11 protein-coding genes and 1 rRNA gene are annotated in these 12,927 nt (G+C 59.8%); 4 read left to right on the top strand and 8 right to left on the bottom strand.

Annotation, left to right across the window (positions count from 1 at the left end; genetic code table 11):
- Positions 1-8 precede the first annotated feature (8 nt).
- Both D109_RS0110465 and D109_RS0110460 read right to left on the bottom strand, forming a co-directional pair.
- Positions 9-590 carry a DUF4174 domain-containing protein gene (locus D109_RS0110465; protein ID WP_017476836.1) on the bottom strand — a complete coding sequence of 194 codons (582 nt, stop codon included), beginning with the start codon at positions 588-590 and terminating at the stop codon, positions 9-11.
- Positions 591-754: 164 nt separating this feature from the next.
- A complete protein-coding gene (locus D109_RS0110460; RefSeq protein WP_017476835.1) occupies positions 755-1,375 on the bottom strand; it encodes a glutathione S-transferase N-terminal domain-containing protein in 621 nt (206 codons plus the stop codon).
- 70 nt (positions 1,376-1,445) lie between these two features.
- On the opposite strand from D109_RS0110460, the gene D109_RS0110455 reads away from it, so the two are divergent.
- Positions 1,446-1,661, top strand: coding sequence for an AbrB/MazE/SpoVT family DNA-binding domain-containing protein (locus tag D109_RS0110455; RefSeq protein WP_003208231.1), 216 nt, complete (start codon positions 1,446-1,448; stop codon positions 1,659-1,661).
- On the opposite strand, the gene D109_RS0110450 is transcribed toward D109_RS0110455, so the two are convergent.
- Complete coding sequence (locus D109_RS0110450; protein ID WP_017476834.1) at positions 1,658-2,236, bottom strand: GNAT family N-acetyltransferase; 579 nt, start codon at positions 2,234-2,236, stop codon at positions 1,658-1,660. The genes D109_RS0110455 and D109_RS0110450 overlap by 4 nt on opposite strands.
- Positions 2,237-2,308: 72 nt before the next feature.
- Positions 2,309-4,666 carry a DNA polymerase II gene (locus tag D109_RS0110445; RefSeq protein ID WP_017476833.1) on the bottom strand — a complete coding sequence of 786 codons (2,358 nt, stop codon included), beginning with the start codon at positions 4,664-4,666 and terminating at the stop codon, positions 2,309-2,311.
- A gap of 230 nt (positions 4,667-4,896) precedes the next feature.
- On the opposite strand from D109_RS0110445, the gene D109_RS0110440 reads away from it, so the two are divergent.
- Positions 4,897-7,131: a TonB-dependent siderophore receptor gene (locus tag D109_RS0110440; RefSeq protein ID WP_017476832.1), complete on the top strand. Its 2,235-nt coding sequence runs from the start codon at positions 4,897-4,899 to the stop codon at positions 7,129-7,131.
- A 64-nt stretch (positions 7,132-7,195) separates the two neighbouring features.
- Positions 7,196-7,357 (top strand): LysR family transcriptional regulator, encoded by a 162-nt coding sequence (locus D109_RS1000000132740; protein ID WP_017476831.1) that lies wholly within the window; start codon positions 7,196-7,198, stop codon positions 7,355-7,357.
- Positions 7,358-7,456: 99 nt separating this feature from the next.
- Here D109_RS1000000132740 and D109_RS0110430 read toward each other — a convergent pair whose 3' ends face one another.
- The 3 genes from D109_RS0110430 to D109_RS0110420 form a co-directional block, all read right to left on the bottom strand.
- Positions 7,457-7,924 (bottom strand): SRPBCC family protein, encoded by a 468-nt coding sequence (locus D109_RS0110430; RefSeq protein WP_017476830.1) that lies wholly within the window; start codon positions 7,922-7,924, stop codon positions 7,457-7,459.
- Between the two features lie 92 nt (positions 7,925-8,016).
- A complete protein-coding gene (gene mrdA / locus D109_RS0110425; RefSeq protein WP_017476829.1) occupies positions 8,017-9,909 on the bottom strand; it encodes a penicillin-binding protein 2 in 1,893 nt (630 codons plus the stop codon).
- Positions 9,910-10,105: 196 nt separating this feature from the next.
- Entirely contained in the window at positions 10,106-11,521 is a 1,416-nt protein-coding gene (locus D109_RS0110420; RefSeq protein ID WP_017476828.1) for an aldehyde dehydrogenase family protein, read from the bottom strand.
- Positions 11,522-11,622: 101 nt separating this feature from the next.
- Here D109_RS0110420 and D109_RS0110415 point away from each other — a divergent pair, with 101 nt between their 5' ends.
- Positions 11,623-12,513, top strand: coding sequence for a LysR family transcriptional regulator (locus D109_RS0110415; RefSeq protein ID WP_026077874.1), 891 nt, complete (start codon positions 11,623-11,625; stop codon positions 12,511-12,513).
- Positions 12,514-12,590: 77 nt separating this feature from the next.
- Here D109_RS0110415 and rrf read toward each other — a convergent pair.
- Positions 12,591-12,706 (bottom strand): 5S ribosomal RNA (rrf, locus tag D109_RS0110410).
- Positions 12,707-12,927: the final 221 nt, after the last annotated feature.

The raw sequence follows: 12,927 nt of genomic DNA, 5'->3' as shown, positions 1-12,927 counted from the left end.
GCGGGGGTTCAATCATCCAGTGCCGGTTGAGGTGCTGGATGCTTGGTGTTCTTGCCAGCCTTGGCGCCAGGTTTGCCAGGCGCCGGGGCCGCGGGCTCAGGCTCGGCCGGGGCGGCAAGGTCCTTCTCAGCCTGGGGCATCTGGTCAATCGCGGTGAAGAAGTCTGCAAGGTTGAGGGTATCCGGCGGCACGGTCTTCTCAAGTTTTTTCTCGCCGTCCTTGCCCATCAGAATCACTTTGGTGCCACTGCCGGCGCCCAACTTGAGTGCCCGGATCAGCGCGTTGGTTTCAGGCGGTGCGAGCTTCTTGTTGTCCTTCGCGTCCTTGGCGAACTTCTCGCCTTCAGCACCGATGCTGCCGAAGGACACGGTGTAGAGCACCATATTGCGCTCTTCAAAGGACTGCTTGTTGGCAGGCTCTTCCAACTGTTTCTTGAGGGTGGCCAACGTCGGGTTGCCGGAGTCGAGTTCCACCACCACCAACGGGCGTGACTTGCCCAGGTCCTGCTTGAGCGGATTGAGATCATCCGCGGCCAGCAGCGGCCCCGTAAAAGCCATCAAGGTAGCCAGGGTCAGCGACCGGATGAGCATGCACACCTCCTTTGAATTCCATGCAGGGATCTTGAGTTTCATGTCTGCGACAGTCAAATTCAAGGATGATTCCTACGCCGGCTTCAGAAAGCGTAGGTCAGGACGCCCGCGACGCAAGGCGTTTAGCCACCTCAGGGCTCATTGTTTCTTCTGATTGCGAAGGCTTACAGCGGCCAATGCCGGGCAAATACCGACGCCACGGTGGGGTCGACATCCACCTGCGCCAGCCCCCGGGAAAACTCTGGCCGAGACTGTTGTATCGCCTCACGTCCTCCCGCCCATCGCGACACCGCCGCAGCCATGATGCCCAGCGCATTGGGAACCTGTTGCGAGGTAACCAACTGGTCGGCAAATTGATCGGCAAACATCTCCCAGGCCCCATGCAGGCGGCGACGGGTGCCACTGATCAACTGTTCATGCTGCTGCGCATCGGCGCTGTCAGTCCAGCGTTCCGGATAGTCGATGATGCCAATCGCCGAATAACAGTTCGCGGCGATGTACACCAGGCCGCGAATGACCTGGGCGGGCTCCTCGGGTAGCAACCCTGAGGCGGGAAATTGCAGGCCCAGGTGAATCAGGATCGCCGCGCTTTCGGTCAACACGCTGCCGTCCGGCCGTTGCAGGGTGGGGATTTGTTTGAGCGGATTGATCTGCACCAGGGCCTCGCTGCCCGCGCTGTCTTCCCAAGAGCAGGCGTCGACCTGGCGCCATTCGACACCGCAACGCTGCAGGGCGATTTCGATGATGCACGAGCCGGTGCCTTGGGTTCCGTAAAGGGTGTACACAGTGCTGAGCCTCCTGGCAGTGGGTTGAGGTGTTAGGCTAGGCCGTTCAATCGTTCAACGGGAAACTATCATGCACAGTAAACGCGTCACGATCGAAGACTGGGACGGCGACGGCGCCATTCGCCTGCCAGACGAAGCCTTGCAGGAATTGGGACTGGATGTGGGCGACACGCTGTATATCGTCGAGACCTATGTGGGCACGCAGAAAGGGTTCGTGTTGTCGACCACACCGAAAATTGCCGACCGGATGGATGAGCTGGTGGAAGAGCTGAGCCACAAGCCCTAGCGGACCAGCCTGGCCAGCAACTCCGCCTTCACCTGCGGCCATTCCGGATCAATGATGCTGAAGCGCACCGAGTTGCGCTTGCGGCCATCGGGCATGATGCGCTCGTGGCGCACGATCCCTTCCTGTACCGCGCCGAGGCGCAGGATCGCGGCCCGGGACTTTTCATTCAGTTCATCCGTCGTGAATTGCACCCGCACACAGTCCATGACTTCAAACGCATGGGTGAGCAGCAGCAGCTTGGCCTCGGTGTTAACTCCGGATTTCTGCACCGACTGGCTGATAAACGTGTGGCCGATCTCCAGCTTGCGGTTGACCCGGTCAACCTTCCAGAACCGTGTGCTGCCAACGATCTCGCCAGTGTCGCGGCGCACGATGACAAACGGGATCATGGTGCCCGCCTCACGCCCGGCCAGGGCGATGTCCACGTACTTTTCGACGGTGTCGGGACCCGGCACGTTGGTCACCTTGAGATTCCACAGTTGCCCGTCGGCGGCGGCCTGTACCAAGGCGGCCGAGTGTTCGCGTTGCAGGGGGCGGAGTTCGACCGTGGTGCCGGTCAGGGTGATTTCAGTCATGGGAGCGCTGCGCCGTCTGGTGGTCGTCAGTGGCCAAGATTGCAGGCTCTCGCCACTGCAAGGCAAGCCGTTTTAGAACAAGCCCATCTGACCACCCACCAAGGTGCCGAAGTCGTCATTTACAAACGGCAGGATTGCATCAGCCACCGGTTGCAGCTGCCGAGTGACGTAGTGGTCATAGTCGATTGGTGCCTGGCGCACTTCCAGTGGTTCGGGGCCGTTGACGCTGATCACGTAGCTGATCCAGCCACCGTTCTGGTACTGGCGCGGGCGACCCTGGTGGTCGTTGTATTCGTCGGCCAGCCGCGCGGCACGCACGTGGGGCGGCACGTTGCGTTCGTAGTCACCCAATTGCCGGCGCAGGCGTTTGCGGTAGATCAGCAATTCGTCGAATTCGCCACTCAGGGTGCGGCGCACATAGTCGCGCACGTAATCCTGGTGAGGCTGGCGATGGAAGATCCGCCGGTAGAGCTCCTGCTGGAATTGCCGGGCCAGGGGCGACCAGTCGCTGCGCACGGTTTCCAGACCTTTGTAGATCATTTCTTCGCTGCCGTCGGCACGGGTGACCAGACCGGCGTAGCGCTTCTTGCTGCCCTCTTCCGCGCCGCGAATGGTTGGCATCAGGAAGCGGCTGAAGTGGGTTTCGTATTGCAGTTCCAGGGCGCTTTGCAGGCCGAACTCACTCTGCAGGCGTTCGCGCCACCAAGTGTTGACGTGCTGCACCAGGTCCAGGCCAATGCGCGTGGCGTCTTCCTGGGAGTGGGCGCTGCCGAGCCAGACGAAGGTGGAGTCGGTGTCGCCGTAGATCACGTCATAACCCCGGGCTTCGACCAGTTCGCGGGTCTGGCGCATGATCTGGTGGCCGCGCAAGGTGATGGACGATGCCAGTCGCGTGTCGAAGAAGCGGCAACCGCTGGAACCGAGTACGCCGTAGAAGGCGTTCATGATGATCTTCAGTGCCTGTGACAGCGGCGCATTGTGTTCGCGCTTGGCCACTTCGCGGCCTTCGGAAACCCGCGCGACAATCGACGGCAGGCAATGCCGGGTGCGGGAAAACCGCGCCCCGCGAAAGCCTTCCACTGACTCGCTGTCTTCGGGGTGACGCAGGCCTTCGATCAGACCCACCGGGTCGATCAGAAAGCTGCGGATGATCGACGGGTAGAGGCTTTTGTAGTCGAGCACCAGCACCGATTCGTAGAGGCCCGGGCGTGAATCCATGACAAACCCGCCGGGGCTGGCCTGGGGTGGTTTGTCCCCCAGGTTCGGCGCGACGAAACCCTGGCGGTGCATCAGCGGCATGTACAGGTGGGTGAACGCCGCCACCGAACCACCGTTGCGGTCCGCCGGCAAGCCAGTGACGCTGGCTCGTTCGAGGAGGAATTTCAGCAACTCGGTCTTCTCGAAAATCCGCGTCACCAGCTCGCAGTCCTTGAGGTTGTAGCGCGCCAGTGCGGGCTTGTCCTCGGCGAACATGCGGTTGATTTCGTCCATGCGCTGGTACGGGGTGGAGATCGATTTACCTTCGCCGAGCAGGGTCTGGGCGACGTTTTCCAGGCTGAAGGATTCGAAACTCCAGGTGGCCGAGCGCAAGGCTTCGATGCCGTCGATGATCAACCGCCCGGCCGCCGCCGCGAAGTAGTGATTGCGGCTGCCGTGTTCGCGCCAGCCCATGGCATCGCCACCACGGCCCAGCAGCAGCGGCACGTTCAGGCGCTGCGCATGTTCGTGCAGCACGCGCAGGTCGAACTGCACCAGGTTCCAGCCGATGATCGCGTCGGGGTCATGGGTGGCGAGCCACAGGTTCAGGCGTTCGAGGAGTTCGGCGCGGGTGTCGCAGTACTCGAGCTTGAAGTCCACCGCATCGGTCTTGTTGGGCGGGCCGAGCATGTATACCTGGCGCTCGCCGCAACCCTCCAGGGCGATGGAATACAGATCGCCCTGGGCGGTGGTCTCGATGTCCAGCGACACCAACTTGAGGGGCGGGCGATAATCCGGCGCGGGTTTCATCTGCGCCTCCACCAGCATGCTGCCCTCGCCCGCCGTACCGCCAAACCACACCGGCGCGGTGATGAAGCGTTCCATCATGTAGCGATCGGGTGGGCGCACATCACCTTCGTAGACGTCGATGCCGGCTTTGCGCAGGCGCTTTTCCAGGTCCATCAATTGGCGATGTTGTTGGGTGTAGAGACCCAGCACCGGCCGATGGTGAAAGTCGCACAGCGCCAGGTCGCGCAACTCGATACCGCGCTCGCCCTTGAGCTGCAACTCGGCGGGCTTGCGATGGGCCTGGGGGATGAACATCACGGAAGTCTGCACCGGCAAGCGGACACACCTTGGGCCCTGATCGGTGGCCAGCCAGAAACTGACCTCCGTGCCCGCCGGGGTGTCGCGCCAATGCCGGGTCAAGACAAACCCCTGCTGTAAATCCACCTTGCCGCACCTCAAGAATCGCATTCAGGGCGCGATTCTACTCGGCCTGTGACAAGGCGCGGCGATTTAACCGAAATCGCCTACGAACACGCAGACAACAATCTCACAAACTTGTTGCAGAACATTAATGACAATTACTATCATTCGCACCGGAGTCGTATTCGCGCAGTGAGGACGCGCAACGTTGTTGCCCTTTTCCTCACAGTGACGGTTCGCCGTCAGGATCGATCATGCCCACCTCCGCCCGTTTTGCAGTGCCGTTTCGTCCTACCCTGCTCGCCCTTTGCTGCTCCCTGAGCCTCACCGCTCACGCCGCCACTCCAGAAACCACGCAGGATGCGAACACCAGTCAGGACGGCAAGGCTCTGGAATTGGGTGCTACCACCATCAGCGCCGACGCACCGACGCGCAATGCCCTGCCCCCGGTATACACTGGCGGCCAGGTCGCCCGTGGCGGGCAACTGGGCGTGCTGGGCAACCAGGACATCATGGACGTGCCCTTCAGCATGTCGTCCTATACCGAAAAATTGATTCGTGACCAGCAGGCCGAAAACGTCGGTGATGTGCTGCTCAACGATTCGTCCGTACGCCAGGCATCGGGTTATGCCAACCAGGCCCAGGCCTTTGTGATTCGTGGCCTGCCGCTGAATGGCGACGACATTTCGTTCAACGGTTTGTACGGCATCCTGCCGCGCCAGATCATGTCCACCGACGCTTTGGAACGGGTTGAAGTGTTCAAGGGCCCCAACGCCTTTATCAACGGCGTGACGCCCGGCGGCTCCGGGATTGGCGGCGGTGTGAACCTGCAACCCAAGCGCGCCGATGATGTGCCGTTGCGCCGCTTCAGCACCGATATCAGCAGCGATGGCCGGGTCGGCGAGCACCTGGATATCGGCCAGCGCTTTGGTGAAGACAATCGTTTTGGCGCGCGGGTAAACATCTCCCAGCGTGAGGGTGATACCGGGATCGACGACGAGAGCCAGCGCTCGAAGCTGTTTGCGGTTGGCCTGGATTATCGCGGCGATGCACTGCGTTTGTCGGGGGATTTTGTCTACTCGAAACAGCAGATCAATGGCGGTCGCAACACCGTGCTGCTGGGCAAGAACCTGACCCATATCCCCGACGCGCCTTCGGCCGACACCAACTACGCGCCGAGCTGGGGCACCAGCAGCCTGGAAGACACCTTCGGCATGTTGCGCGCTGAGTATGACCTCAACGACAACTGGACTGCTTATGTCGCCGGCGGCGCCAAGCACACCAACGAGATTGGCCGTTACTCCTCGGTCACGTTGAATGACACCCTGGGCAATGCCACCGTCAGCGGCTCACGCATCGCCCACCAGGAAGACAACACCAGCCTGATGGCAGGCTTGAACGGCAAATTCCAGACCGGCGCTGTCAGCCACAAGCTGAACGTCGGGTTGACCGGGATCTGGGCCCAGACGCGCAACGCCTATGACTTCGACCTCAACGGCCACGCCAGCAATATCTATAACCCGGTGGACGTTGCCGAACCGGTCAAGGGCAGTTTCGTGGGCGGCGACCTGAACGACCCAGGCATCACCGCCAAGACCTTCGCTCGCAGTGCAGCGGTCTCGGACACCCTGGGTTTCATGGATGATCGCTTGCTGGTGACCGCCGGTTTGCGCCGCCAGGAACTGGTGGTTCAGGGCTTTGCCTACGGTACGGGCACTCGCACCGCCGATTACGACAAGTCGATCACCACACCGGTGTACGGCCTGGTGTTCAAGCCGTGGGACCATGTGTCGTTCTATGCCAACCATATTGAAGGCTTGGCCCAGGGCCCGACCGCACCTCAGACCGCCGGCAATGCCCCCATCACCAACGCCGGCCAAGCCTATGCCCCGGCGCGCTCGAAACAGACCGAAGCCGGGGTCAAGGTCGACATGGGCACCTACGGTGCAACCCTGGGTGTGTATCGCATTGAGCAACCCACCGATGGCTACTCACAACTCAGCGCCGACGGTTTAAGCGCCACCTATGTTCGCCAGGGCGAGCAAGTCAACAAAGGCGTGGAGCTTAACGTGTTCGGCGAGCCTATCGCAGGGCTGCGCCTGTTGGGCGGTGCGACCATCATCCACACCGAAGTCAACGGCACCCAGAACGGCGCGAACGACGGCAACCGCGCCATCGGCGTACCCACCTTCCAGCTGAATGCCGGCGTGGACTGGGATGTAGCGGGCCTGCAAGGCGTGACGGTGAACGGTCGGATGCTGCGCACCGGCGGCCAATATGCCGACGCGGCCAACAACCTCAGCCTGCCCGCCTGGAACCGCTTTGACGTGGGCGCCCGCTACACCTTCAAGGTGAACCAGCGTGACGTCACCCTCGGCGCCACCGTGGAAAACGTCGCCAATACCAAGTACTGGGAATCGGCCCTCGGCGGTTACCTGACTCAAGGCGACCCGCGCGTGGCCAAGTTGTCGGCCAGCATCGACTTCTGATCCGGGTTGGACACCGGGGTCACAACTGCGTAGTTTTTCACCCACTGCGCACAAGGACCCCGGCATGTCGCCCGACCTCACTTCCATCGAGCTGTTCCTCAAGGCGGTCAAGCTGGGCAACCTGTCCCGGGCGGCCGAGCAGTCCCATCTCTCCCTCTCTACCGCCAGCCGACGCCTGTCGCTGCTGGAGCAGCACTTCAAGGTCGCCCTGCTGCCGCCCCTTTGAAGAGTGTCGGGGGCAGTGGCGCGCCGGTGAATCCGGTGGTAATCAAGTAGCCGTTCAGTCGCCGTGGCGAATGTGCGAATCGCGGACTCGCCACTGGACTCAAGGCTGATGGGATTTCGCCAGGTACTCTTCGATATTGTTCATCTGATCGTCCCAGCCTCGGGAGTTCTTCTTGTAGGCCTTCTGGCGGCGAGCGCCCGGGATTGCGTCAAAACCTGACTCCATCACCCGCAACAAGATGCCTTCGGCGTGATCCTCGAGGGTGAACTCCACCAGGGTTGGGGTTTCCGTGTCGTAATCCACATCCTTGTCTACGGCGTAAGGATGCCAGCTGAATGAGAACCGCGCTTGTGGCTCAAGGCGCTCTATTTTCGCCTTCCACACCACGTGCTCGTAACCTGGATAAGTGATCGGGGCCTCAATGACCCGCCCTGCGGCAAACTGCTTGCCCTTGAGGGCGATGCCAAACCAGTTGCCGAATTGCTCGGCGTCGGTCAGTGCATCCCAGACCCGTTGACGTGGCGCGTTGAGCAGGACTTTACGTTTGATTTCATTTGATTCGTGCATGAGACACCTCCTGCATTGACAGTAGGCGACATCGACCAATGCGCAACCTTTGAGAAGGTATAAGGCATGAACAGCGTCATGCCCTGAAGACCTCAGACGTGGGGATCACCCGGCGCCTTGCTTGGCGTCGCGTATTGCGGCTTCAAGTGGCCATCCTGGTCAAGCAGCCAGGCATCCATGATCTGCCGCACCACCGGCCCCGCCACTCGGCCACCGGCCTCACCGTTCTCGATCATTACCGAAATCACGATCCGCGGGTGCTCCGCCGGGGCGAATCCGACGAACAAAGCGTTGTCGCGGTTGCGTTCCAGGGTCTTGAGACGGTTGTAACGCTCGCCCTGCTTAATCGCCACCACCTGCGCGGTACCACTCTTGCCGGCAATCCGGTATTGCGCACCGGCTGCAGCCGCCCGGGCGATACCTCGTGGGTCATGCATGACCAGTTGCATACCGTGGTTGACCTGCTCCCAGTCGCGCGGGTCTTTGAGCACGACGTTGGGCATCGGGTTTTCATCCACTGGCGGCACGCCGTTGATGGTCTTGGCCAGGTGCGGTCGGTTCCACACGCCTTTGTTGGCGATCAGCGCAGTGGCCTGGGCCAGTTGCAGCGGGGTGACCTGCATGTAGCCCTGGCCGATGCCGAGGATCACGGTTTCACCCGGGAACCACGGTTGGCGCCGGGTAGCGCGCTTCCAGGCCTGGGAAGGCATCAAGCCGGCCGACTCTTCGAACATGTCGAGGGAGACTTTCTGGCCAAGGCCGAATTCAGCCAGGTAGTCGTGCAGGCGGTCGATACCCAGCTTGTGGGCCAGGTCGTAGAAGTAGGTGTCGTTGGAGCGCATGATCGCTGCGTCCATGTCCACCCAGCCATCGCCACTGTGGTTCCAGTTGCGGTATTTGTGGTCGAAATCCGGGAGTTGGTAGTAACCGGGGTCGAACACGCGGGTCTGGGCGGTGACCACACCACTGTCGAGGCCGGCGATGGCCACTTCCGGCTTGATCGTCGAGCCCGGTGCGTAGAGCCCGCGCAGCACGCGGTTGAACAGCGGGCGATCGAGGGAATCGTGAAGCGCTGCGTACTCCTTGAAGCTGATACCGGTGACGAACAGGTTCGGGTCAAAGCTTGGCTTGCTGACCATCGCCAGGACTTCACCGGTTGCCGGGTCGAGAGCGACCACAGAACCGCGACGGTCGCCGAGGGCTTCTTCGGCAGCTTCCTGAAGTTTGACGTCCAGGCTCAGAACGATGTTTTTGCCGGGGATCGGATCGGTGTGCTTGAGCACCCGCAGTACGCGGCCCTGAGCGTTGGTTTCAACTTCTTCATAGCCGACGTGGCCATGCAGCTCGGACTCGTAGAAACGTTCGATCCCGGTTTTACCGATGGACTGCGTGCCCCGGTATTCCACCGAGTCGAGGGCCTTGGATTCTTTTTCGTTGATCCGGCCTACGTAGCCAATGGAGTGAGCAAAGTGCGCCCCCAACGGGTAATGGCGAACAAATTGCGGCTCGACATCCACGCCAGGCAGACGGAATTCGTTGACGGCCAGCACGGCGATCTGTTCTTCGGTCAGCTCGTAGAACAGCGTGACGGGTACGAAGGGATGACGCGCTTGCTTGAGCGCTTTATCAAATACGCCACGGTCCTCGGCAGGCAAATGCAGGAGGCTGACGATGGCGTCCAGCTCACCCTTGAGATCGGTCGTGCGTTCGCGGGTGATGGTCAGGTTATAGCTGGGCCGGTTGTCGGCAAGTACTACACCATTGCGGTCATAGATCAGGCCGCGCGTCGGTGTAATCGGTAGGACGTGGACGCGATTGTTTTCGGAAATGGTGGAGTGGTAGTCGTACTGCACCACCTGCAGGAAGTACATCCGGCCTACCAGGGCACAGGTGATGCCGATGACCAGCAGCGCACAGGCCAGCAGCCGCTTGTTGACCAGGCGGTTTTCTTTTTCGTGGTCCTTGATCGGTATCGGTTCAGGCATTTCTACAGCATCTCGTTGAAATAAGGTCGACGCCGCTTCCTGCGGAGAATAATCAGTCCCTGTGAAAATGTGCTGCACCATACCAAAAATGCGGAAACACTTTGCATCGAATTCCCTGAACGGTGTGCTTATAGGGGCTGTTCATGCACTTTGGTTTGGGACGTTGACTTTATTCATACGTTTTCATGCTGAGCAATCAGCTTAGGATGGACTTAGGCTCCAGGAAGGCTTCCAGGCCAAATGTGCCGTACTCGCGGCCAATACCCGATTGTTTGAAACCGCCAAACGGTGCAAGTGGCTCATGGGCGAGGGTATTGATCAGGACTCGGCCGGCATCGATATGGCTGGCCAGCCTGCGGGCGCGTTCGGGATTTGAGGACAGGATGTACGCCTGAAGGCCGTAGGGGGTGTCGTTGGCTATGGTCAGTGCCTCCTCCTCGGTCGCGTAGGTAATGATCGATAGCACCGGGCCGAAAATCTCTTCGCGGGCGATGGTCATTCGATTGGTCACGCGGCTGAATACGGTGGGTCTTACGAACCAGCCAGCCGTGATGCCTTCAGGCAAACCGGGGCCTCCTGCCAATAAATGAGCGCCCTCCTCAATCCCTATCTGAATGTAGCGCTGCACCCGCTCCCACTGTTTATGGCTGACCATGGGGCCGACGGTGGTGGCTGGATCACTAGGGTTGCCCGCTTGTACTTTGGCAACCTCCTCGACCATCAGCGTTTCGATTTCAGCCAGGCAGCTTTCAGGTACCAGGATTCGTGTGCCGGCGATGCACGCCTGGCCACTGTTCATGAAGCCGGCCTGGAGAGCCATGGGCACGGCGGTCTTGAGATCCGCATCATCGAGAATCAGCACCGGTGATTTGCCGCCCAGTTCCAGAGTGACGCGCTTCAAGGTCTCAGAGCCGGTACGCAGGATCATTTTGCCGACAGCCGTTGAGCCGGTGAAGGAGACTTTTGCGATGTCGGGATGGGCGCTCAACACGGCGCCTACGGTTTCGCCACGGCCGGTGACGATATTGAAAACGCCCGCGGGCAGCCCCGCTTCATGGAGTGCACGGGTGACGATGGAGGTCTGGATTGCGCTCATTTCACTGGGTTTGATCACAGCGGTACAGCCGGCGGCCAGCGCTGCAGCGAGCTTGCCGCAGATAAAACCGGCGTTGCTGTTCCAGGGCGTGATCAAGCCGGCCACACCCAACGGCTGCATGACCACCTCGGCAATGCCGATACGTCGGGAGAAGTTATAGTTCTCCAGTACCGAAGCGGCATCCTGCAGGACGCTGGCCGCGTGCTTGGCCATCCATCGCGCACGAGAAACCGGGGCTCCGTACTCTTCGATAATCCCGCTGATGAGTTCGTCCTCAATGGCTTCAACGGCGGCGTGCATGCGTTTGAGATAGTCGATGCGTATACCTTTCGAGCTGTGGGAGAACTCGGTAAAAGCTCGCTTGGCGGCTGCGATGGCATCCAGAGCATCTTGTTCATTTGCCAATCGAACCTGGCCAATACTCTGGCCTGTAGCCGGATTGAACAGATCAAAACGCTCTTCGCCATGAGGTGTCACAAAGGCGCCGTTGATGTAAATCCGATTGATGTATTGCATAGGTCCTCCGGGACACTGAGCTAGTGCGTCCTACGGTAAGTCACTATGATTGAGCTGATAAGCCGTGCAAATCTGCATGAGTTGATGAGTGATTCAGGACAATGAATACATCCGGACTGAATGAACTGGAAGCCGTATTGGCAGTGGCGCGACATCGAAGTTTTCGTGCCGCGGCGACTGAATTAAATGTATCGACCTCGGCGCTGAGCCACTCTATTGCAGGGCTCGAAGCGCGGATGGGGGTGAGGCTGTTCAATCGCACAACCCGCAGTGTGTCGTTATCTGAAGTGGGTGCAGAGTTTGTCGAGACGATTACTCCGGCACTGTTGAGCATTCGCACTGCGCTGGAACAGGCGGGAAATCGCAGTGCGGAGCCGAGCGGCACCTTGCGCCTGAATACCTCAGCGGGTGCCGCAAAGCAGGTGATGCCGCTGCTGCTGGAGTATCTGCGGCGTTATCCGCGGATGAAACTGGATATCGTCACTGAAGGGCGATTGGTAGACATCGTTGCCCAGGGATTTGATGCAGGAATTCGTCTAGGTGACACCGTTCCTCAAGACATGATCGCGGTCGATATCAGCCCAGTCCAGCGTTTTGCGGTATTGGGCAGCCCGGACTATTTTGTCAGCAACCCCGTCCCCGTCAGCCCAATGGATCTGAAGGTCCATCAATGTATTCGTAGCCGAATGCCTGGCGGTGCGATCTATCACTGGGAGTTTGAGCGTCATGGCGAAGCGCTTGCTATTGAGGTACAGGGGGCTTTGACCTTGGATAATCCTAGCCTGATGCTTGAGGCTGCCAGGGCGGGGCTGGGCCTAACCTACCTTACGGAATGGAATGCCGCGGCTGATTTAGCGAAGGGGACGTTAGTGCGTGTGCTGGAGGAGTGGACGCCATCTTTTGACCGTCTGCGCCTCTATTATCCAGGAAGACGTCATGTGCCAGCGGGATTAAGGGCGCTGATCGGGTTGATCAGGGAGAAAGGATTTTAAACAGCATCGCTGTGAGTTTTCGACCGCCCAAAACAAAACCCCTGATTGCGTTAGCAATCAGGGGTTCTGGAATTTAATCTTGACGATGACCTACTCTCACATGGGGAAACCCCACACTACCATCGGCGATGCATCGTTTCACTGCTGAGTTCGGGATGGGATCAGGTGGTTCCAATGCTCTATGGTCGTCAAGAAATTCGGGTACTGAGTCGTGACCAGATGGCCTCGCTTCAGCAAATTGGGTATGTGATAGCTTTCGGTGTTTGTGAGATTCGAACTTTCGGTTCGTTTCGTCTTCACACACCGCAATCTGGTGCTCTTTCGCTTTTCAGCTCGAAGCATACAAATTGCTTGGGTGTTATATGGTCAAGCCTCACGGGCAATTAGTATTGGTTAGCTCAACGCCTCACAGCG

Source organism: Pseudomonas sp. PAMC 26793, from assembly GCF_000313235.1.
Lineage (GTDB): Bacteria > Pseudomonadota > Gammaproteobacteria > Pseudomonadales > Pseudomonadaceae > Aquipseudomonas > Aquipseudomonas yamanorum.
Note: the sequence above shows the minus strand (reverse complement) of the source record. Positions and strands in the feature narration are given on the sequence as shown.